This is a genomic window from Eudoraea chungangensis, from assembly GCF_029360665.1.
GTDB classification, from domain to species: Bacteria; Bacteroidota; Bacteroidia; order Flavobacteriales; family Flavobacteriaceae; genus Eudoraea; species Eudoraea chungangensis.
On sequence record NZ_JARDUB010000001.1, the window covers coordinates 484453 to 506765 of the forward strand.

Annotated in this window: 18 protein-coding genes; 3 read left to right on the forward strand and 15 right to left on the reverse strand. The window is 35.4% G+C overall.

Annotated features, from left to right (window positions below; all coding sequences use genetic code 11):
- The first annotated feature begins 41 nt into the window (after nt 1-41).
- Nucleotides 42-1664 (forward strand): Ig-like domain-containing domain, encoded by a 1623-nt coding sequence (locus PXG98_RS02150; RefSeq protein ID WP_276388755.1) that lies wholly within the window; start codon nt 42-44, stop codon nt 1662-1664.
- On the opposite strand, the gene PXG98_RS02155 is transcribed toward PXG98_RS02150, so the two are convergent.
- The 4 genes from PXG98_RS02155 to PXG98_RS02170 form a co-directional block, all read right to left on the reverse strand.
- Entirely contained in the window at nt 1651-2424 is a 774-nt protein-coding gene (locus tag PXG98_RS02155) for an amidohydrolase (protein ID WP_276388756.1), read from the reverse strand. The genes PXG98_RS02150 and PXG98_RS02155 overlap by 14 nt on opposite strands.
- 10 nt (nt 2425-2434) lie before the next feature.
- Nucleotides 2435-2914 carry an ankyrin repeat domain-containing protein gene (locus PXG98_RS02160; protein ID WP_276388757.1) on the reverse strand — a complete coding sequence of 160 codons (480 nt, stop codon included), beginning with the start codon at nt 2912-2914 and terminating at the stop codon, nt 2435-2437.
- Between the two features lie 232 nt (nt 2915-3146).
- Nucleotides 3147-4514, reverse strand: coding sequence for a DUF5689 domain-containing protein (locus PXG98_RS02165; protein WP_276388758.1), 1368 nt, complete (start codon nt 4512-4514; stop codon nt 3147-3149).
- Between the two features lie 41 nt (nt 4515-4555).
- Complete coding sequence (locus PXG98_RS02170; RefSeq protein ID WP_276388759.1) at nt 4556-7339, reverse strand: TonB-dependent receptor; 2784 nt, start codon at nt 7337-7339, stop codon at nt 4556-4558.
- An 86-nt stretch (nt 7340-7425) separates the two neighbouring features.
- Here PXG98_RS02170 and PXG98_RS02175 point away from each other — a divergent pair, with 86 nt between their 5' ends.
- Entirely contained in the window at nt 7426-8466 is a 1041-nt protein-coding gene (locus PXG98_RS02175; RefSeq protein WP_276388760.1) for an endonuclease/exonuclease/phosphatase family protein, read from the forward strand.
- Between the two features lie 3 nt (nt 8467-8469).
- On the opposite strand, the gene PXG98_RS02180 is transcribed toward PXG98_RS02175, so the two are convergent.
- From PXG98_RS02180 to uvrC, 9 genes are all read right to left on the reverse strand, one after another.
- The gene (locus PXG98_RS02180; protein WP_276388761.1) at nt 8470-9063 is read right to left on the reverse strand and encodes a 3-keto-disaccharide hydrolase; all 594 of its coding nucleotides are present in this window, start codon (nt 9061-9063) and stop codon (nt 8470-8472) included.
- Nucleotides 9064-9074: 11 nt separating this feature from the next.
- Nucleotides 9075-9512, reverse strand: a complete 438-nt coding sequence (locus PXG98_RS02185; RefSeq protein WP_276388762.1) for a hypothetical protein — start codon at nt 9510-9512, stop codon at nt 9075-9077.
- A 102-nt stretch (nt 9513-9614) separates the two neighbouring features.
- Nucleotides 9615-11252, reverse strand: coding sequence for a glucose-6-phosphate isomerase (gene pgi, locus PXG98_RS02190; protein WP_276388763.1), 1638 nt, complete (start codon nt 11250-11252; stop codon nt 9615-9617).
- A gap of 5 nt (nt 11253-11257) precedes the next feature.
- Nucleotides 11258-12529, reverse strand: a complete 1272-nt coding sequence (locus PXG98_RS02195) for a peptidoglycan DD-metalloendopeptidase family protein (protein WP_276388764.1) — start codon at nt 12527-12529, stop codon at nt 11258-11260.
- A gap of 2 nt (nt 12530-12531) precedes the next feature.
- Nucleotides 12532-13500, reverse strand: a complete 969-nt coding sequence (locus tag PXG98_RS02200; protein WP_276388765.1) for a tryptophan 2,3-dioxygenase family protein — start codon at nt 13498-13500, stop codon at nt 12532-12534.
- 7 nt (nt 13501-13507) lie between these two features.
- Nucleotides 13508-14329, reverse strand: coding sequence for a DUF3108 domain-containing protein (locus PXG98_RS02205; protein WP_276388766.1), 822 nt, complete (start codon nt 14327-14329; stop codon nt 13508-13510).
- Nucleotides 14330-14763: 434 nt separating this feature from the next.
- Nucleotides 14764-15906, reverse strand: a complete 1143-nt coding sequence (hppD, locus tag PXG98_RS02210; protein WP_276388767.1) for a 4-hydroxyphenylpyruvate dioxygenase — start codon at nt 15904-15906, stop codon at nt 14764-14766.
- A 191-nt stretch (nt 15907-16097) separates the two neighbouring features.
- On the reverse strand, nt 16098-18386 hold the full coding sequence (locus tag PXG98_RS02215) for a patatin-like phospholipase family protein (RefSeq protein ID WP_420909536.1): 2289 nt from the start codon (nt 18384-18386) through the stop codon (nt 16098-16100).
- Nucleotides 18370-20157, reverse strand: a complete 1788-nt coding sequence (uvrC, locus tag PXG98_RS02220) for an excinuclease ABC subunit UvrC (protein ID WP_276388769.1) — start codon at nt 20155-20157, stop codon at nt 18370-18372. Before uvrC ends, PXG98_RS02215 begins: the two co-directional genes overlap by 17 nt.
- A 493-nt stretch (nt 20158-20650) precedes the next feature.
- Here uvrC and PXG98_RS02225 point away from each other — a divergent pair, with 493 nt between their 5' ends.
- Nucleotides 20651-21211, forward strand: coding sequence for a 5-formyltetrahydrofolate cyclo-ligase (locus PXG98_RS02225; protein WP_276388770.1), 561 nt, complete (start codon nt 20651-20653; stop codon nt 21209-21211).
- A 2-nt stretch (nt 21212-21213) separates the two neighbouring features.
- On the opposite strand, the gene PXG98_RS02230 is transcribed toward PXG98_RS02225, so the two are convergent.
- Together PXG98_RS02230 and PXG98_RS02235 are read right to left on the reverse strand one after the other, a co-directional pair.
- A complete protein-coding gene (locus PXG98_RS02230; protein WP_276388771.1) occupies nt 21214-21834 on the reverse strand; it encodes a lipoprotein signal peptidase in 621 nt (206 codons plus the stop codon).
- A gap of 94 nt (nt 21835-21928) precedes the next feature.
- Nucleotides 21929-22312 (reverse strand): TraR/DksA family transcriptional regulator, encoded by a 384-nt coding sequence (locus PXG98_RS02235; protein ID WP_276388772.1) that lies wholly within the window; start codon nt 22310-22312, stop codon nt 21929-21931.
- Nucleotide 22313: the final 1 nt, after the last annotated feature.

Sequence of the window (22313 nt, forward strand, 5' to 3'; positions counted from 1 at the left end):
TTCTTGAAATTAGTTGTTTCTTTACCAAATATTATGACCAGATGACAATAATAAGGCGGGTATTATCCCTACTTTTTCTTGTATTAGCTATTTTCGTTTTTCTTCAGTGCGCAAGGCGTGGTACCCCTTCAGGGGGGCCTAAAGATATAACACCGCCAGTATTGATTAAAACAGAACCGCTAAACTTATCTACCGATTTCAAGGATAAAAAAATCCGATTGTACTTTGATGAATATGTCAGGCTTGAAGACGTTCAAAACCAACTCATTGTTTCGCCTCCATTAAAATATAACCCACAGATTTCACCACAAGGTGTGGCAAGCAAGGTCATTGAGATTCAAATTAAAGACACTTTGGAGGAAAATACTACTTATACGATAAATTTTGGCCAGAGCATTGTTGACAATAACGAAGGGAATCCAAACAGATTTTTGACCTATGTTTTTTCCACTGGTTCTTATATAGATTCTCTTAGCGTATCCGGTGTTGTAAAGGATGCCTTTAATCGAGAGGCGGACGACTTTGTAAGTATTTTACTTTATGAGATAGATACAACGTATACCGATTCTACTGTTTATAAAAGGCCTCCTAATTATATTACAAATACTCTAGATAGCACCAATATTTTCACCTTGAGGTATTTAAAAGAAGGGCGTTATGCGATGATTGCTATAAAAGATAATGGCAAAAACAATATTTTCGATCAGACAGAAGATAAGATAGGCTTTATACAAGATACCGTTGTCCTGCCTGCGGATACCGTTTATCTTTTAAATCTGTTTAAAGAAATTCCAAACTATAGTGTACCACCACCAACCTATGCCGCTGCAAACAAAATAATATTTGGATATTACGGGGAAGAGGAAAAACTTACTATTACCCCCTTGAGTAGTATTCCCGATAGTATTGAAACCTTAGTTGCTAAAGTTCCGGAAAAGGACACCCTGAATTTTTGGTTTACTCCTTTTGAAGTAGATTCCCTTATTTTTGAGGTATACAATGAACAAGAGAATGTTAGAGACACCTTTACCGTAAAAACTAGAAAACTTCTTTCTGATTCGCTAATGCTCTACCCTAGTCATCGGCGGGAATTGAACTTTCAGGATGATTTTTCGATTACCTCTAGTATTCCAATAAAGGCAGTAGATTCTAGCAAGATAGTTTTCTTTAATAAAGACAGTGTAAATATACCCTACAGTATATCTTTAGACAGTCTTATGAACAAGATAGATTTTGACTTTGCGAAAGAGCCCAATGAAACCTACTCCCTAGAATTATACCCTAATATTGTTAAGGATATTTTTGGCAACACTAATGATACCATAGCCTATCGTTTAAGTACTGGTGGCCTAGCAGACTTTGGTAATCTTCGACTCAACTTAGAAGGAGATGTAAGTTATCCCATGCTAATACAATTAACAGATAAAGATGGTAAGTTGTATCGTGAAGTTTACTTAACGGAAGGGAATTTAGTTGAATTTAATACCATAAAACCCGATCAATATTATGTTAGGGTAATTTTCGATAATAACGCTAATAAAAAATGGGACACCGGGAGTTATCTTCTGAAAAAGCAACCAGAGAGAGTAGCTTATTATCCCCTCCAAATTGAAGTTAGAGCTAACTGGGAACTAGAGCAAACCTTTAGCATTAACAAAAATTAAATCCATCTCGATCTTCCAAAAAGCGAAACCTATTTCTGGTATCCTGCAAATACTTAAGATTTATTGAAGTGATAATTATTTCTTTTTCTTCAGAATAAGCAACTTTTTTCCCTAGGGGGTCATAAAGCCCTGTATGCCCTGGATATAAATGCCCATTGGTATCCTCTCCGATTCGGTTAACACCAATGGTATAACACATGTTTTCAATGGCACGTGCTCTAAGTAAAGTATCCCATGCTTCAATTCTTGGTTTGGGCCAATTTGCTACATAGAGAAGAACATCGTAGTCTCCTCTGTACCTAGACCAAACAGGAAATCTTAGGTCGTAACAAATAAAAGGACAAATTTTAAATCCCTTATATGAAATTACAACTCTTTCTTTTCCAGAAGAATAGTGTTCATTTTCACCTGCATACGTAAATGTGTGTTTTTTGTCATAGGTAAAAAAGCTTTGGTCCGGAAAGACAAAAAACAACCTATTATAGAATTCGTTATTATCCCTGTACAGGATACTTCCTACTACCGCTGCGTTTAATTTTTGTGCATGATCCTTCATCCAACTCAGACTTCGTTCACCTTCCTGACTATTTATTCCATCCGGATTCATGGTAAAACCTGTTGTAAACATTTCTGGCAAAACAACAAGATCTGCTTTCCCGGACAAATCGTTTAAAAGCCTGCTAAAATTTTTTCGATTTATTTCAGGTTTTTCCCAAACTAATTCGGTTTGTATTAAGGCAAGTCTCAGATCTGTTCCCATATGGTAAATATTAGGCCTCCTTCAAAATATTAATTAAGGCAGGGGCTCCCTTTAACTTAGCGTTCTCGTAAGCCGTATAACCCTTTTGATCTCTTATAGAAGTATCTGCACCAGCTGCCAATAAAAGCTTTGCAATTTCTAAATGTCCAAAGGAAGCAGCATAAATTAATGCAGTAGCTCCCATATTATTTCTACAATTAAGCTCTGCACCCTTTTCGATAAGTTTTCGAACAATGGCCTCATAACCTTTAAAACTGCTCCCCATAATGGCCGTATTTCCGGAGGTGTCTTTTGAGTCTATATCTGCGTTATTCTCGAGTAAAAAGCTAACAATTTCTAATTGGTCAAAATAGGCCGCCATGATGATAGGAGTAAAACCTCGATCGTTCGGCATATTTACACGCATTGGCGTCTCTTTTAATAACTTTTTTACTTCTGCTATATTGCCAGTTCTAATTGCTGCAAACAAGCTTTCCTTTTCTTCCCGCATAGAAATTAACTTTATTAAAAAACACAATGAAGGTAATAAAAATAGGGCATACCCAAGGGCTATATTCCAATCTTCAAAATTCCACGGTTAGTTCGAACAAAAATCCTGTATAATTATTGTCGAAATAGGAATTTCAGATTGCTAATTACTATTCCATAATTGGAAGAGACTATTGGTATAATCAAAAATCTTAAGGCAAAAACAGCTGCAGACTTTGGGTTATTTAATATTTCTAATGGCGATTACCAGGATTGTAATCCTCTGGAGAGAAAAGTCTGCCGTTATTCGTATATGGAACGTCATTGTCGTTATAAATCTCCCATTCTTCAAAGACATATATCGAATTTGCTTGTGTTATTTCAACTTTTCGTAGGGCCTTGCCATTCTCAAAATCATGGTTAGTTTGGGACCCATCTTCACCAACTAAGCCAAATCTGTCGATAACTTTTCCAAAAGGATCTACTAACTCAAAATTGTCATCGCCATTCGAATCGGCAGGCCCGTTTGCACTTATTTCTAAATCTGCCATTTTTCCATAAACATTTAAAAATTCTACTGCATTGGAGGTTAAAACAAGCGCTTTTCGAGAGGCAATAACCAAACCTGTTAATGCTACTTCTTTACTTATTTGCAGATTATCATTGGTATATCGCCTTAAAAACCATCCATCTAAATTAATATCTATAGAATCATGATTATATAATTCAATAAAACGTGCAGCTATGTTGTTATAAGGATCTGCAATTTCGGATATTAATACGCTATTGGAGCTTTGCAGAGGTTCAGTTTTTAAACAACTTTCATTTTTAAAATTAATATCACTGGTATCCTGTACTATCAGACGATATGTTTTACCCTTCTTTGTTAAAACTCCCGTAATACTTCCATTTCCTTTTGGTAAAGAATAATTGTAAAATTTAGAATAGCCGCTATTTATTAGTTGTAGTGTATTCCCTTCACAGTCTGATAATGTTCTTATGGTCTCTTCCTCTAAAAGTGCATAAGGCAATTCCTTTTCTTCATTAATTACCTCTAAACCATCCAAGCTAATAAGAGTACCCAGCATAGTATCCTCTAGTTCCGAAAAATTTGTTTTTTGAGCAATAAGCCTTACCTCATTATCACAATCTAACAGCACATGATTAAAAAGAACAGAGGACGGTAGCCTACCCACGTTTATATTACCAAAGGAATTTAAGGCCCCTCCTATTTTAAATAAATCCCCTTGTTTGTCGAAATATAATCCTTTTAACTTTATTAAGACCTTACTTCCTTTGGGAAAGAATAAATATGAATCTTGAAGGTCTATATCAACTTTGATTCCAATTTTTGGCCTATGAGGGTGGTCCTGAACATATAATGAACGAAAGACATTCCCGTGTTTATCTGATGAAATTACAAATCCTTCAATAACCAGTTCTTCAGTGATTTCTATTGGTTCCCCATGGTATAAATTCCCAAAATCGACCATTGAAATATTCGACTCTATATTCAATTCACAATACTTTTCATAAGGGATTTCTTTCATTTCCTTAGAACAAGAAGGTAGCAGACTTACCATTCCTATTGAAAAAACTGAAGCAACTAGAGATATTCTCACAAGACTTCTTTTATTCCATGATTTCCTTTTTAATCGAAGCATCATAGACTAATTGAAAAATTAATAAAAAAGGTTCGTCCAAATCCATACCAATATTTAGGGCCAAACGAAGGCCTGTCGCTTTTAGTATCACTTAAAAATTGTCCATAGTTACCATTTCTACTCTGCTCAAAACCACCACTTCTAAAGGACGTGTCCAGAAGATTATTTACACTGACAAAAACACTAACATATTTTCCGTCTAAAAGCCAGGATTTGCCTCCGACAAGATTAATCATATAAACCTCTTCTAAGACCTCTTGATTCAAAAATTCTTTTACCCTATCTTGATTTATATTTTCAAACCTATTTCCGGTTTCAGGATTTATGAAAAAGCTGTTTGTCCTGTTTATTAATGATATTCCAGAATAATTTTTAGCAAAAAAATTAGCCTTGAGATTTATCCACCAATATTTAGGACTTCTATATTCTAGGCTACAGGAAAGCGCCGTTTGTGGGCCTGTCGGAATCTTATATCCTTTAAGATCAACTTTCCCTAAGTCTTTGTTCCCGTATGAAGAAACTATTTCCTGATTATTACCAAAAGTGTCGAAGTTAATGGAAAGATTGGGGTCATTGGCGTAAACATGCTTCCCAAAAGCCATGGCCACAGAAGTAGTTACATCAGAAGAAAGCTTATATCTTAAGCCTAATTCCAGACCCATTTGCAATTTGTCGTGGTTTGTTAATACTTCTTGAACAAAGTCGGAACCAAGACCGCTATCTACATAATAAAAACTAACATTCGTTAAATTTTGATACCTTGTATAATATCCGGTAATTCTTCCCATTAAGGATGGAAATCGAAAAAAGTAATTAAAATCTATGCTCCTTACTTTTTCCGATTTCAAGGGCTCTATGCTCTTATTGTTTTCTCTTGGGTTTACAAATACGTTCTTAAGAATTGGAGCTCTTAATGTATTAATTCCGTTAATGTTTAGCCATTGCCTCCCATTAATAAAATAGGTTATTCCAAATTTTCCGGAAGGATTCCGAAATTCGATCTTTTCACTCTCTCCCTCAGAATCTTGTAGATAACGTTCGTTCTGGTACCTGCCAAATCTCTGATAGTTTCTCCAATTATAATTACCGCTTACAAAGACAAGCCATTTTTTGTAACTCCATCTTAATTGCGAAAAAAGGTCTAAATTCTGGGAATTGAAATCAAAACTATAGTTAAATATATCCCCCTCCACTTTTTCTGGCTTTCCGTTAAGATCATTACTAGAATTTGAAAATGGATCTCTATCTATATGATACTTAGCACCCATTAAATCAGATATTTCAGCATAATTATGAGCCATATATTTTTCGTAACTCACACCAGCATCTAGTACTAAACCATTATCACCTGTATAATTCCAAACCTTATTAATTCTAATGACAGAATTACGATTAGTATCGTGGTAGAATATATATGAAGCCCTTTTTCTACCTAAGATTGGGCTGTTTGCACGATATAATCTATTCCATGCTAACTGAGGTGCCGAAACAAAACCCTTTTCTGCAATTTGTGCATTTTCAAAACTTGCGCCAATTGGGCTATTTACAAAAAAGCTGGGTAAATTTCTATAGTATACAGGGTCTGGATTTGGTGCATTATAGTAGCCTAATCTACTTTGCTTTACATATCCAAATTGATGGGAAGCTGCTAAATTCAATGTTAGTTTACCAAAAGAAGAAGTATAATTTAATATTATAAAAGGTTCTTTTATTAGTCTCTCTCTTGAAGAACGGATTCTATTATTTTGATACCCCCAATAAGGATTATACCGGCCTCCTAATAAATTATATACTTCCTCAGTTATGGCAGCTCTACTCCCTTTTTTACTATTTACCACAAAAGATGTTATACATAGTGAAGAATCAGATCCCAGCGGCAGTTCTATTGATCCGAACAGGGAGGAAGAATCGAAGAAAGTTCCATCAACATAGCCCTTGTATGCATATCTTTTAGATGCTGAAAAGGAATATGCCAGACGGTCACTATAGTGTTTTGTATAAGTGCCCATTATTCTTCCTGAATAAGTCCGATTAGAGATAGACGAGGATAGCCTAAGACCTGCTCTTAACAATGAAGGTCTTGTATCGAACTGTGTGGTTCCTTGAAGGCCCCCAAAAGTATGAGAGGATGGTTGTAGCCCTATAGAAAACAATCTATTTCTAATAACATCATTTAATCCCCCCCAGTTATTCCATTCAGGTCTTCCATTAGTTAGCTTGTTCATCCGGACACCATTTATTAGGACCATATTCTCACGTGAATCGTATCCTCTTACACGAAAATAAAGTTGCCCAAAATCAAATGCAGCGGCATTTAAATAAATATCTTTTGTTGCCGATAGAACCCCAAAAGACTCATTATCCATATCATTATCCAAAAGTTGTGCTTCTGTTAATACAATGCTATTATCTTCTAAACCAACAACACTGCTATTTTCAATTCGTATTTCTCCAAGGTCAATAGACTTTCCCTCAAGAATTAGGGGCAGTCGTTTACTTTTATATCCCTTAGAAGAAATATGGAGTATTTTATTACCTTCTTCTTTTGTCCTTATACTAAACCTTCCTTCTTTATTGGTAAAAGATGTTGAGGCTGTGCCCTCTAACGAAATCCTTACTTTTTGAACCAATACCGTACCGCTTTGGTCTTTGACAGCGCCATCTATATTCATTTCTTGAGCAAAGACTTGTACAAAACTTAAAATGATCCATCCCTGTATTACCCGTTTAGAATAGGATTTAGAAATAAGATTAAAATTTTTGCTAGGTGGTATAAATTCCATGATATGCATTAAAAAAGTGTTGAAAATACTTTCAGTAATTGCAAAAAGCCTGCGGAAATTGAGATTACATTTCTAAAAAGAAAAAGATGAAAAAAGCCACTTTAATTCTAATTCTACTTCTCAAGATAAATTCTACTTATTCCCAGGAAACTTCCTCCTATTCAATCTATACCGTTGCTTTTTATAACGTAGAAAATCTATTCGATACGATTGACGACCCAAGAAGCCAGGATGATCAGATGACTCCTACTGGAACTTACCATTGGAATAGTAAAAAATACAATCAGAAAATTGAAAATATAGCTAGAGTTATTTCCCGTATAGGCAATGATATTGCACAAAAGCCTCCAGATATAATAGGTTTGTGTGAAGTAGAAAACTACAGTGTTCTTAGTGACCTTGTAAACCATCCGGAACTAAATCTATATGGCTATGAAATTGTCCACGAAGACTCTCCAGACGACAGAGGAATAGATGTAGCACTATTATACAGACGAAATAGCTTTAATCCAACTTCTTTTAAGAGTCACCGACTTTTACTATTCGATGAATTCAACCAAAGAAATTTTACCCGAGACCAACTTATTGTTGGAGGTTTTATTGAAAATGAAGAACTCTTTGTAATAATCAATCATTGGCCTTCAAGAAGAGGAGGACAAAGTAGCAGTAAACTTTACAGAAAGGCCGCAGCGCGCCTCAACCGAAGACTTATAGATTCTGTTTCAAAAATCAATCCAAGTGGTAAAATTCTAAGTATGGGTGACCTAAATGACAACCCAATTGATGTAAGCATAAAACACAACCTAACTTCTACCACCAATAGAATACAAGGGGAGAGAGATCTAATTAATCCAATGGAAGAACTATTTGCAAAAGGCAAGGGTTCATTGGCTTATAGAGATGAATGGCATCTTTTTGACCAAATACTTTGCTCTGAAAATTTAATAAACTTTGAATTAGGAACCCTAAGTCTTTGGAAGGCACAAATATATAAGGAGCCATATTTAATTACACGCAAAGGCGTCTATAAAGGGTATCCCAAAAGAACATATGTAGGCGGCAAATATACAGGGGGGTATAGCGATCATTTCCCCGTGTATCTTCTCCTATTAAAGAAAAAAGAATAAAGTCTAATCTAAAGACTCCAAGCGGATATTTTTCCAACGAACTCTGATACCACCACCATCGTGTATTTGCAGTGCTATGGAACCCTCACCTTCTCCGATTTTCTCATCCGTAATGGTCACCATTTCATGACCATTAAGCCAAGATGTAAGTTTATCTCCCTGGACTTTTATTTTCATTGTATTCCATTCACCTTCTTTGAGAAATTCTTCTTTCTCGGCCTCTGGCTTAATTAGCCAGCCCCTTCCATAAGACTCATAAACTCCGCCTGTATGCTTTCCTTTAGGAGCAACTTCTACCTGCCATCCACTTACTTTTGTGCCCTCTATGGTAGACCTGATAAAGACGCCGCTATTGCCGTCTGCTTCCTGAAAGAAATCAAAAGTAAGTATGAAGTCCTTGTAGTATGCCTCCGTTGCCAAATAACCGTATTCTTTATCTGGACCACTTTCTGATATAAGATTGCCATCTTCCACATACCATTTCTCTGTCCCATAGATTGTCCACCCCTCTAAACTCTTTCCATCAAACAATTCTTGCTGCTGTCCAGTGAGAGTAAGACAGCCAATAAAAAGGGCTATGCCCGTAATAAACTTCATATACTTAATTTTTAATTAAACCATTGTCCCCAAGGGATTCTACTGAGAATTAATACCAGTCCAAGACCATAAAAAATAGCAATACTTTTAAACTTACCCTTAGCATCTAAGAACTTTTTATGGCGGCTCCATCCTATGGTTATTAATGCAATAGCTATAATATTAATTAGGGGATGCTCTACAGCCAAAAGTCTCGCGGCAGAATTCATGCCGCCCATTCCGAGCTCCTGAATTGCATTAAGCCCGCTTGGGGAAGTAAAAAAAAGAGCCAGACCTATTAAAAGTTGAATATGTGCCAAGATTAATGTGAAAAGACATAGCCTCAGGTCTTTGTGCATAGTAAACATACGGTTGCTCAATAAGCCAGTTATAGCATTAGCCACTGCCAAAAAAAGCAGTAACAAAACAATATAGGCTAGATAAGAATGAATACTTTGAATAATTTCCATGGTCTGTTATTTGCCTCTAAAAATACACAATTCTATTTACAAAAACCCCAACATTGCTGTTAGGGTCTAAACTTGATCCATTTGTTGTAAATACCATATTATTTAAGACTTATAGACACGAAGTAAATTTGTTGTTGAAGAATCATGTTCCCCAATACTATTTGTCTTAATCTCTTGAAGAATAGTACTTGCAAGTTGTTTTCCCAGTTCTACTCCCCATTGATCAAAACTATATATATTCCATATCACCCCTTGTACAAATATTTTGTGTTCGTACATGGCAATTAACATCCCTAGCGTTCGAGGAGTTAATTTTTCAATAAGAATTGTATTTGTAGGTTTATTGCCCTGAAATACTTTAAAAGGAAGAAGCTCTTTTATTTCCTTTTCTTGCATGCCTTTTTCAAGGAGTTCTACCTTGACTTCTTCTGCATTTTTACCATTTAGAAGCGCCTCTGTTTGTGCAAAAAAGTTAGCCATTAACTTATCATGGTGATCGGAGTCTCCATGAAGAGATTTTTTAAAACCTATAAAGTCTGCCGGGATAATTTTAGTTCCCTGATGGATTAACTGAAAAAAGGCATGTTGGGCATTTGTGCCAGGTTCTCCCCAAATTATTGTTCCGGTTTCGTAGTCCACAATTTCCCCATCTCTTCCGGCACTTTTTCCATTACTTTCCATGATTCCCTGCTGCAAATAGGCAGAAAACCTATTCAAGTATTGGCTATAAGGAATTATCGCCTCCGTTTCTGCCTCAAAAAAATTATTGTACCATATACTCAATAGAGCTAGAATAACAGGGATATTTGTCTCAAAATCTTCTGTTCTAAAATGTGTATCCATTTCATTAGCTCCACCCAAAAGTTCTTCGAAATTATCATATCCAATTGCGAGGGCAATAGACAATCCTACAGCGCTCCACAAGGAAAAACGTCCGCCAACCCAATCCCACATTGGGAAAACGTTTTCTTCTTGAATTCCAAATTCTGAAATCTTCTCTGTATTGGTAGACACTGCTGCAAAATGCTTGGCAATATCACTTTCTTTCGCAGATTGAAGAAACCATTTTCGTATTGTAGTTGCATTACTCAAAGTCTCTTGCGTTGTGAAAGTCTTAGATACAATTACAAAAAGAGTGGTTTCCGGATTTAAATCCTTTATAACCTCATTTACGTGGTCCCCATCTACATTGCTTACGAAATGTATTTGTAATTGGTTTTTGTAAAACTTTAAGGCTTCAGTGACCATTAGTGGACCCAAGTCCGAGCCTCCAATACCTATGTTTACTATGTCTGTAAAAGGCTTACCAGAATATCCTCTCTTTTTTGCAGAAATAACACTATTAGAAAAATCTCTAATCTTATTCTTTACGGCAAAAATTTCAGGCATAATATTCTCGCCATCTACCATAACACTATCGCCTTCTTTGCCTCTTAAGGCTGTATGCAAGACTGCTCTTCCTTCCGTTTCATTTATTATATCCCCGGTAAAGACCTTTTCAATGGCATCTTTTAGACTTACTTCCTTAGCCAAATCCAAAAGAAGGGAAAGTGTTTTATCCGTGATACGGTTTTTAGAGAAGTCTACCAGAAAATCTTTGTAGCTCAGGGTAAGGTCTGGACCCCTCTTCGGGTCTGTTTGGAACAATTCCCGAAGATGAGATGTATTAATTTCATTATAATGATTCTCTAAGGACTTCCATGCAGTAGTGTTCTTAGGGTTATTTCTATTTAAAGACATTTAGATTAATTCAGTGTTAAAAGGTCTCCCCCCGGTTTTTCCGGAAATTCAATACAATCTAGTTGTACTTTCTGGGGACCAATATACTGAAAATAGTCTTGTCTAATGTCTTCGGGAAGTGGTTCTGCTGCAGGAAGTTTCTCTTTAAATGGGTCTACTTGTCTGCCATTTTTCCAAAATCTATAACAAACATGTGGTCCTCCGGTATTTCCGGTCATTCCTACCCAACCAATTACATCCCCTTGTCTTACAAATTCACCTCGCTTTACTTTCTGCTTTTTCATATGCAGGTATTGGGTACTATAGGTTCCGTTATGTCTAATTTTTACATATTTGCCATTACCTCCTTTTCGGGTAGACTCCGTGACCGTTCCATCGGCAGTAGCCATAATTGGGGTGCCTACAGGGGCCGCATAATCTGTGCCTCTATGAGGTCTTACTTTATACCCGTAGTATCTTATTCTTCTTTTGAGATTATATCTCGAAGAAATTCTACTAAATTTTACAGGTGCTCTTAAAAAAGTTCTCCGCAAGTTATTTGCTTCATCGTCAAAATAATCTACAATATTTTTTAAAGAATCTGATTCATATGCAAAAGCGTATAGTGGTGTTCCATTATGTTCAAAATAGGCAGCCTCTATAGGCTCAGCACCAGCGTATATAGTATCATTAATATATCTTTCCTTATAGATAACCTTAAATTTATCTCCCTTTTGTAATCTAAAGAAATCAATTGTCCATGCGTAGATGTCTGAGAGATTATTGGTAACATTGTAGTCTATTCCTTGATCCAATATTGCTTCTGAGAGTGAACTTTCAATAACTCCGGCGGCTTCTCTCATCACGTATTTAACTTGTTTTTTCTCTTTATATACCGAGACAGAATCCCGAAAGTCAACAACGGTATAATTAATTAGATCATTTTGGTATACAAAGACTTCGGCTTTTTCTAGAGAATCCTTAGACTTTAGAATCAAATAAGGAGTGCCAACTCTAATTCTTCTTACATCAAAAGTGTCGCGATATTTTTCAGACACTTTTGCAATTTTTGGATAGTCAACATTGTTATTCTGCATTAACTTCCCAAAACTATCCCCTTTGCGCACAGTATCTTGGGTAACAATGAAGTTTTCTAGGGTAAATCCATATTGCTTTTCAGGCAAAATAATCTGTGTAATGGCTTTTTCTTCCTTAGAATTTTCGGTACTTTTTTGGTTTTCTTGTTTGCAAGCTATTATGAAAACTAAGCTTAAGAATGTGCCCCAAAATTTATGCATAATCAGTTTTTACTTTTTTCAGGATTAAAGTGGTGGTCTACCCACTCTTTCCCCCAATTACTTAATTCATCTTTTGAATACAAATTTGGAAAAAACACAACATGCTGGAAACTTGGAGGTAAATATTCCTTCCAATTAGTTCCTCCGGTGGCCTCAATAGAAGTATTATCTTGGTTTAGATAGCGATGGGCAGATCCCAAATGCATCAAAGGCCAGTTTATGTTTGCGTTTATATCCATAACTTTTAACGCATCAATAAGCGCTTTATTATGCCTGCTCTTTTCAGGCATATCTAAATACTTATGATATATTGTATTCTTTTCTAATTGTTTAGCCGTACGTATAAAACGCGGCGTATATCTATATTCAAATTGCTTTAATGTAAGCGTCTTTTCCCCAGTGCGTAAATCTGTAGCTCCCTTCTTCCAATAAATTTTTTCATAAAGAGTTTCAATACTATCATTTTCAGTATATTTTCCTTCCTCCGAAACATGCACAAGATTTTCCAGGGGGGTGGCGTATAGTTCTATCATCCTATATTGTGCAGATTGAAATCCGCTTGCTGGTAGAAGAGCCATGCGATACTGAAGGAACTGCTCTCTTTCCATTCCCCGTATCATAATACTAAAAGAAGAAATTAATGCTTTGTAGTAATTATTTATTCGGTTTAGTTTTTCAATGAAAAAGCTTTCCTTTTGGGATTTATCATCTACTATCTGTTTCTCTTCATGCAGAATAAGCTTAAAATACAGTTCTGTAATTTGATGATACATGATGAAGATTTCTTCATCTGGAAAGTGGGTTCGAGGAACCTGCAGACTTAGAAGAGTGTCTAAGTGGATATAGTCCCAGTACGTAAGATATCTTTGGTATAGCAAGCCGTCCAAATAGGAGCTAATATCTTGCCCTGAATCTTTGTATTTTTCCTGAAGTTTTAAAATTTGGGATTCAATTCGACCCTTATCTTCCATAGTACCCTTAATCCATTATGATCTGAAACTGGTGGGTTAGTCCGTTAAATCCGTCTAGATCAGCTGTAATTGCTCCTATAACAAGATCAGCTTTTATTCTTATTGGGATTTTATTCCTGTCGTTAGACACCCAAAGTGCCAAACTCTCTTGCTCCTTAAAAACTCTCCCTGATTGAACAAGAGGAATAAACTTCAAACATTCCACTTTGCCAAATTTAGTTTTAAGAATCTCTTTACCCAAATACTTTAGCTTAAAATTAAAAATCCCGTCATCGTCATACAGAACTTTTAACTTAAGGGATTCCCCTTCCACCAAATCAGTAAAGTCGTAGTTATTCCTTAAATAATAAAAAGCGGAGATAAGGTCTTGGACGCTGTCCTCAACCTTAAAATTCATTTGTTTGTTATTTTTTTTGTCATTTAATACGGCTACTTCTTTATTATGGTCAAAATTAATCTCCACATCTTTTGTATAACCGCCTTCATATATTTTTCTGACAAATCGATATGGTTTTCCATCTTTCTTGTCAAAATAGCTTTCATAGGTGTCGTCTACCTTAAAAAAAATGCTGGCAAAACCAGTCGTCTTCCCTTTACCAACCACATGATATACGGGAATACTATCTACCGTATCTGATTTCAGATGTAAGGTAGCATAGCTGGCATTTAAGATCCCATAATGCACTCTAAACTTTAGCCATTCTCCTGGCTTAAAAGCAGTTTTATCTTTCGGCACTGAGGTTTCGTCCGCAAAAGATTCCAGAGAGGCGTACTGTCCACTTAAGGAAAAAGTAACAACTATTACGATAAAAAGGATAAATCTTTTCATAACCTCTATTCTATTCAAAAATATCAAAAAGCAATAAGACTAAATTGCTATTAACATTATCTTAAACAAAAATTATTCCAAAGTATTGTATAAAATACGGATAAGCTCCACATTTTTAGCCTGCTACGATGCTTCATACTTCTTTCGTATACAGACATAGTTTAGTTTTAAAATAAACCCAACTTAAAAGGAATTCTTGTAGGTATATACAAAAAAAAGCCCCGATGAGCATCGGGGCTTTTCCTAAATAACCAACCAAACTTTAAATTATGAAAAACCAATACTTAAAGTTATAAGGGAACCACCCCTTATTTGATATCAAATTTAATGCAATTAGTATTTTTAGAAAAGGTTTTAACTTTCTTTAACTAGTGCCTTAACAATAATTAATACTTTGGCCATTGAATTTGGCAATACATTAAGAAAATAGACTCTTATAATGTGCCTCTGGCTTCCTGTTCTCTTTCAATTGCCTCAAACAATGCCTTAAAATTTCCTTTGCCAAAAGACTTGGCTCCTTTTCTTTGGATTATTTCAATAAACATTGTTGGTCTATCCAGAACAGGCTTGGTAAATATTTGTAATAAGTATCCTTCATCATCTCGATCAATTAAGATTCCAAGCTCTTTAAGTGGTTCTAATTCTTCGTCTATTTCACCCACTCTATCTAAAACATCGTCATAATAACTGGAAGGTACTGTTAAAAATTCTACCCCTCTATCTCTTAAACCCGATACGGTCTCAATTATGTTATTTGTCGCCATGGCCATATGCTGTACCCCAGCCCCATTGTAAAACTGAATATACTCCTCTATTTGAGATTTCTTTCGCCCATCTGCAGGTTCGTTAATAGGAAATTTAATTCTGCCATTACCATTACTCATCACCTTGCTCATCAAAGCAGTGTAGTCTGTAGAAATATCTTTGTCATCAAAGGATACTAATTGGGCAAACCCCATAACCTTGGCATAAAATTCACACCATTTATTCATTTCATTCCACCCAACATTACCCACCATATGATCAATATATCTCAGTCCAACTGATGTTGGTTGATATCTTGGATTCCAACTCGAATAACCTGGCAGAAATACCCCGTGATAATCTTTTCTCTCAACAAAAAGATGTACCGTTTCTCCATAGGTATGGATTCCGGAAATAACCGCCCTACCGTCCTCATCTTCTAAAACTTCTGGCGTCATATAACTCTCGGCTCCTCTGCTCGTAGTTTCCCTATAACTACTTGCAGAATCTGCAACCCATAAAGCAATAGCCTTAACTCCATCACCATGAGCATCTACATGCCTGTTTATTTCGCCTCCTGCAACCAAGGATGAGGTTAATACCAATCTAATTTTGTCTTGTTGTATTACGTAGGAAACTCTGTCTTTTAATCCAGTTTCAAGGCCTGCGTAGGCCAATGGTTGAAATCCCCATGCCGACATATAATAATAGGCTGCCTGTTTTGCATTCCCTACATAAAGTTCCACATAGTCGGTTCCTAATAACGGAAGAAAATCTTTGGCCTCAGGGTTTTCTTTTGGTAATTCTATAGATTCGTTTTCTTGTATTTTCATGATTTGTCAAATTGATTTTATGATATAATATTCGTATTAAATGCTAATTTTCTACTCAGCCTTACGTATTACCACATTGCTCTTAAATGAGCAGATATATCAATCCTGTGCATAAAAATATTGTTTTGTAGGGGCCAAATATCGGAAAAATACCCCTAATTAGTTACAAAAACATTTAAAGTCTATGTAGCTTAGAACCAAAATCCTAGGCTAAAAAAAACATTCCCGTCATTTAATTCGGGAGACCAAGAATACATCACATTAACAGGGCCAAAAAATGATTCCCAACCATAGCTCAATCCGTAGCCCGAATAGTCGGGAAGGGTAAACCACTCCCCTGTTCTAAAAAGATCATCTTCCACATTGGCAAAATTAACGGTAAACATCAAATGGTGTTTTCTAACAAACTCATAGTCCAGACGACCGTATGCCTTTACATAGCTATTACCCGGTAGGCTTAAAAAATCATACCCAACAAAAGGTACAAAATTATTAATTAGTTCATTCCCATATCCACCTAAAACAAAGTCTAAGGCTTTCACTTCGGAAATCCCAAGCTTAAAGCCCCCACCCGTTTCTAAATTTAAGGACAGATTTCTAACTATGGGAAATGCCCCTCCCATTCTTGCTTTGGCAATTGAAAATTCCTTAAAATTATTATTGTAATCTGAAGAGAATAGATAAAGATGAAAATCTCCATCAAAAAAGAGCCCCTTAGTTGGGAAATAACGATCGTTATAGGTATCCAGGATTAACTTACCATACGAGCTGTAATAATTACTATTTTCGAAGTAGATTCTCCCATTATTCCCGGTTGGCACTTCAGGAAGACTATCAATAAATGTCCTGGTACTGTATTTTAATAATTTGTGTTCAACACCTACAATAAAAGCAAATTCTTCTTTTAAAACAGTTTGCAAATAAACCTGGTTTGTAAAGTCAGAAACATTTAAATTAATCTCATTTATGTTATCGTCTTGTAGGGTTCTGAAATTAGATTGAATCACATCAAAATTAATTTCATAATCAAAGACATTTAGTTGAGAATTAATTCCAAAACTCCAATAAGAGCCTTTGTCTAAATAATACTGAAAATTATACCGAATATTATCTCCTAATGCAAAATCTATTGATGCGACATCATCCTTGAAAAAAAGATTTTTCTTTGTTAAGTTAATTAGTGCCGCCGTTTTATATAAATCATCGTAGTGAACGGCAATTCTTAAAAAAGCCTTATTGGGATTCTCTATTAGTTTAAGAACTAAATCCTCCCCGTCAATCCCTGAGGAAAGCCTATATCTAATAGACTTAAAGTTATTCGTTGCCGCTAGATTGCTAATCCCCTGCTGTAACTTTGCAAAAGTAGTCCTAGCTGGTAAATTAAGACGTAGCTTTCCTTTTATATAAGCTCTTGAATAATTTACATTCCCCTCAAGGACTAGGTGGTTAATAGTAATAGAATCATTCTCCTTTATTGTATTAACTTCCGAATTTGACTTACGCTGTACACCAGCAACTTTTTGTAATTCTTTTAGTTTTTCTTTAGCCGCCAATTCGCCGCTAGAAATAATTGGATCCTTCATGTCAAAATCCATTACGGAAAAATCGTCTATTTCTGGTTTAATATAAATATCTGTTAGGCCCACTTTAGACTTCATATCGTCTACCGTCCTAAAATTATTTATTTGTAATAATATATCTGTAGCAGAATTGAGTTCTTCTCTATCTCTTAGTTTATGCTGCACATCTACCCCAATAATTAAATCGGCACCCAGAGCTTTTACTTCATCTATGGGGTAGTTATTAAGAACTCCCCCGTCAATTAAAATGGCTCCATCAATCTCAGCAGGTTCAAATAGGGAGGGAAAGGTTCCACTAGCCATAACTGCTTCTGGCAAATACCCTCTATTCAAAATCACCTGCTGACCTTTTTCCATATCCGTTGCCATACAGAAAAAGGAGATGGGGAGATCTTCAAAATTCTCAACATCTCTCACATGATACAACAGGCGAACTAATTCGTTATATATTGATTGACCTCTGCTGATAGACTGCGGAAACGATATTTTAAATTTATCGAAAGGCAGGCTTAAGGCATATCTCTCAGAATCTTCCTTTTCGTAAAAAGTCATGGCCCCTCTAGGCAAATTATCCTGAATCAAAGTATTAAAATCAGCCTTTCTAAAAATAGAATCCAATTCCGACGCCGTATATCCTGAGGCATATAATGCCCCGACTATGGCACCCATGCTTGTTCCTCCTATATAGTCGATCTGAATTCCAGCCTCTTCGATAACCTTCAACGCCCCAATATGAGCCATTCCCTTTGCTCCACCACCACTAAGAACCAGGCCTACTTTGACCGACTTTTTATCCGGTAACTCCTGAGAAAACAACCCTACATACCCAAATAAAAAAAACAGCAAAAATGTTGTTTTCAAAGAATTCTTCCTAAGGTTTATTCTAGTGAAATTTTTCATAAATTTTCTTTGCCATTACCTTTCCGGTTACCTCTGAAAGTTCTTCCAAAGAAGCTTTTTTAATTCTCTTAACTGATTTGAACTTTTTCAACAATTCTGTGGCTGTTTTTTCTCCTATTCCCTTTATACTTTCTATTTCTGAAGAAATAGCACTTTTACTCCTCTTATTTCTATGATGTGTAATTCCAAATCTATGTGCCTCATTTCTAAGTTGTTGAATAATTTTTAAAGATTCTGATTTTTTATCGAGGTATAGAGGAATAGGATCTTCTGGAAAATATATTTCTTCTAGTCGTTTGGCTATTCCAACTATCGCAGTTTTTCCTCTTAAACCCAATATATCCAGGCTCTTCAATGCCGATGACAACTGACCTTTTCCTCCATCAATAACAATTAATTGTGGCAGACTGGCCTCCTCTTCTAAAAGCCTTCTATACCTTCGATGAACAACTTCTTCCATTGACTTATAATCATCCGGCCCCTCTACTGTTTTTATATTGTAATGCCTGTAATCCTTTTTAGATGGTTTTCCGTCTTTAAAAACCACGCAGGCTGCCACTGGATTACTCCCTTGTATATTTGAATTATCAAAACATTCTATATGTCTAGGCTCTTCAGATAGTCTTAGGTCTGTTTTCATCTGAGCCATTATTCTATTGATATGTCTATCCGGGTCTATGATTTTAATTTGCTTAAAACGTTCTTGTCTATAGAATTTGGCATTTCTTTCAGAGAGTTCAACCAATTTTTTCTTGTCACCAAGTTTAGGAACTATTACACTTATTTGAGAGGGAAGGGTACAGTCAAAGGGTAAAAAAACCTTTTTAGAAGCAGAATTAAACCTCATTCTCAATTCCACGATGGCGAGCTCTAGTAAATCCCGATCAGATTCTTGTAATTTCTTCTTTATTTCGATAGTATGCGATCTCACAATAGAACCGTGAGATAATTGTAAAAAGTTCACATAGGCAAATTCATTGTCCGAAATAATGCTAAAAACATCAACGTCATTAATTTTAGGATTTACAATGGTAGATTTGGCTTGATAATTTTGAAGAATGTCTATTTTCTCTTTAATCAATTGTGCCTCTTCATACTTCATATTGTCGGCAAGACCTTGCATTTGTCCTTTAAAATAATGCAATGAAGATTTGAAATTTCCTTTTATAATTTCTCTTATATCCTTTATTTGTTGATTATACTCTTCTACCGATTGTAAATTAACACAAGGGCCTTTGCAATTTCCCAGATGATATTCTAAACATAATTTATACTTCCCTGCATCGATTTTTTCTTGAGACAGATCGTAATTACAGGTTCTTAATGGATAAACACTTCTTATTAGTTCCAGAAGAACTTTTACCGTTTTCATACTGGTATAGGGGCCAAAATATTCCGAACCATCTTTAATTAATTTACGGGTTGGGAAAACTCTTGGAAATCTTTCATTTTTAATACAAATCCAGGGATAGGACTTGTCGTCTTTTAGAAGCACATTATATCTAGGCTGGCGTTCCTTTATTAAATTACTCTCTAATAACAGCGCATCGGATTCCGTTTTTACCACAATGTGTTTAATACTGTCAATCTTCTTAACCATTACGCGGGTCTTCCCATTGGGGTGGGTTTTCGTAAAGTAAGAACTAACTCGTTTCTTTAAGTTTTTTGCTTTTCCAACATACAATATTTTATCTTCCCTATCAAAGAACTGATAAACACCAGGACTAGTAGGTAGTGTATTTATTTTTACAGATAAGGATATGTCTGTCATAGATAATTTGCCAAGTCAATGAATGATGAATAGCTAAGACTTAATACAAAATTAAATTAGTCATTTTACAACTCCTATCAAAGTTTAAGGTCTATTCAAAAAACGGGCCGTAATTTACCTTTCCTTAACATCAATAATTTGTGTTATTGGTTTAGTTTTTTTTGTACCTTTTTATCGCTTACGAAGCCCTTAATTTTAGAAGGTATTCTTCCAAACAATTTATTAAACCTGTCATGAAATTGTAATATTAATGTTAAGAATATTATAAAAATCATGTATTTCATCGATAAAAGTGCGCTCTTTATGGAGCTAAAAAGATATTTTTATTTATCTTTATGTCGTAAATTTAAACGACTACATGGAAAATTATATCATCACTCTAGGTTTATACCTTGGTCTGATGCTATTTATTAGAATATATTTTGCAGTTGCAGCAAAAGACTAGTTTTAAGATAATAGTTCCCCACACTTCAGACAAGTTTAATCGTTTTATATGCTAAAAGAAAAGCTTCGATTAAACCATAAAATTTTAAGAGAGCGACTTTCGCTGACAGAAATATCAGAAAAGAGTTTAGAAATTTCTAACCTCCTTTTAGACTTGCCTATCTGGCATTTTTCTTACTTCCATATATTTTTAACTATCCCTGATCAAAGAGAGGTAGACACGAGTTTTGTCCTAAGTATTCTTCAAGGAAGAGACAAGAATGTCATCATCCCAAAAATGTCTAAAAACAACGACTTAGATCATTATTTGTTAACAGATAGCACAATTATTAGGCCAAATAAATGGAATGTCCCGGAACCTGAAGATGGTATAGAAGTATTACCAACGAAAATAGAAGTTGTTTTTATTCCTCTTTTAGCCTTTGATAAAAACGGTAATAGGGTAGGCTACGGAAAGGGATATTATGATAAATTCCTAAAAGAATGTAAAGCAGATGTTATCAAGATAGGGCTTTCTATGTTCGAGGCTGTGGATCAAATTCAAGATATCAATGATCATGACATTCCACTAAATTATTGTATTACTCCAACACGCTCCTACAGGTTTTAACATCAATCTGTACTATTGCCAAAAGCCTTTTTATTAAAAACTAATAAAACGCCAACACCAGTGCTTATAGCGGTATCTGCCACGTTAAAAACAGGTTCAAAAAAGCGAAAGTTATTGCCCCCAACAAATGGCACCCATTTGGGCCAATTACTATCAATAAGAGGAAAATATAGCATATCTACTACTTTTCCATAAAACAGACTACCGTAAGGTTCATCCGAAAATAAGGTTGCTACCTGGTTGTAACTCTCGTTAAAAATAGTGCCATAAAATAAAGAATCGATGATATTACCCAAGGCCCCTGCAAAAATAAGCGATACAGCAAATACCAACGTACTTGTGGCATTCTTTTTTATAATATCATAAAGCCAATAGCCAATACCAACGATAGCAAATAATCTAAAAACAGTAAGTACCAACTTACCTGTTCTGTCGGAAATAGGTAAGACATCACTTAGTTTTGCTCCCCAGGCCGCTCCCTCATTCTCAATAAACAAAATTTTAAACCAAGAAAATACCTCAGTTGCCTCTCCTAATTGAAAATGTGTCTTGATATATATTTTACTAATCTGATCTACCAGTAAGACTAGTAGAATAATTAGCATGGAACGCTTAAAATTCATTATTGTAGAAATAGTTCGGGCAAAAATAGGGATTATTAAGGCAACTCTAAGACAGAATTACCAATTTAACCTGGTAAAGTAATAACCAATCTTTTTATTTCTGCATATTCTTGGCTTCAATACTTAGGGTAGCATGAGGCACTAATTTAAGACGCTCTTTATTAATCAGCTTTCCTGTAACTCTGCAAATTCCATAGGTCTTATTTTCTATTCTTAAAAGAGCATTCTTAAGGTCTCTGATAAACTTCTCTTGTCTAATTGCCAACTGAGTGTTCGCCTCTTTACTCATGGTTTCTGAACCTTCCTCAAAAGCTTTAAAAGTTGGGGATGTATCATCGGTTCCATTATTACCGTCATTCATGTACGAACTTTTTAGAAGGTCTAAATGACTCTTGGCTTTCTCTATTTTCTCTTCAATGAGGGCTTTGAATTCTGCCAATTCCTTATCTGAATATCTAATTTTTAAATCGTCTCCCATA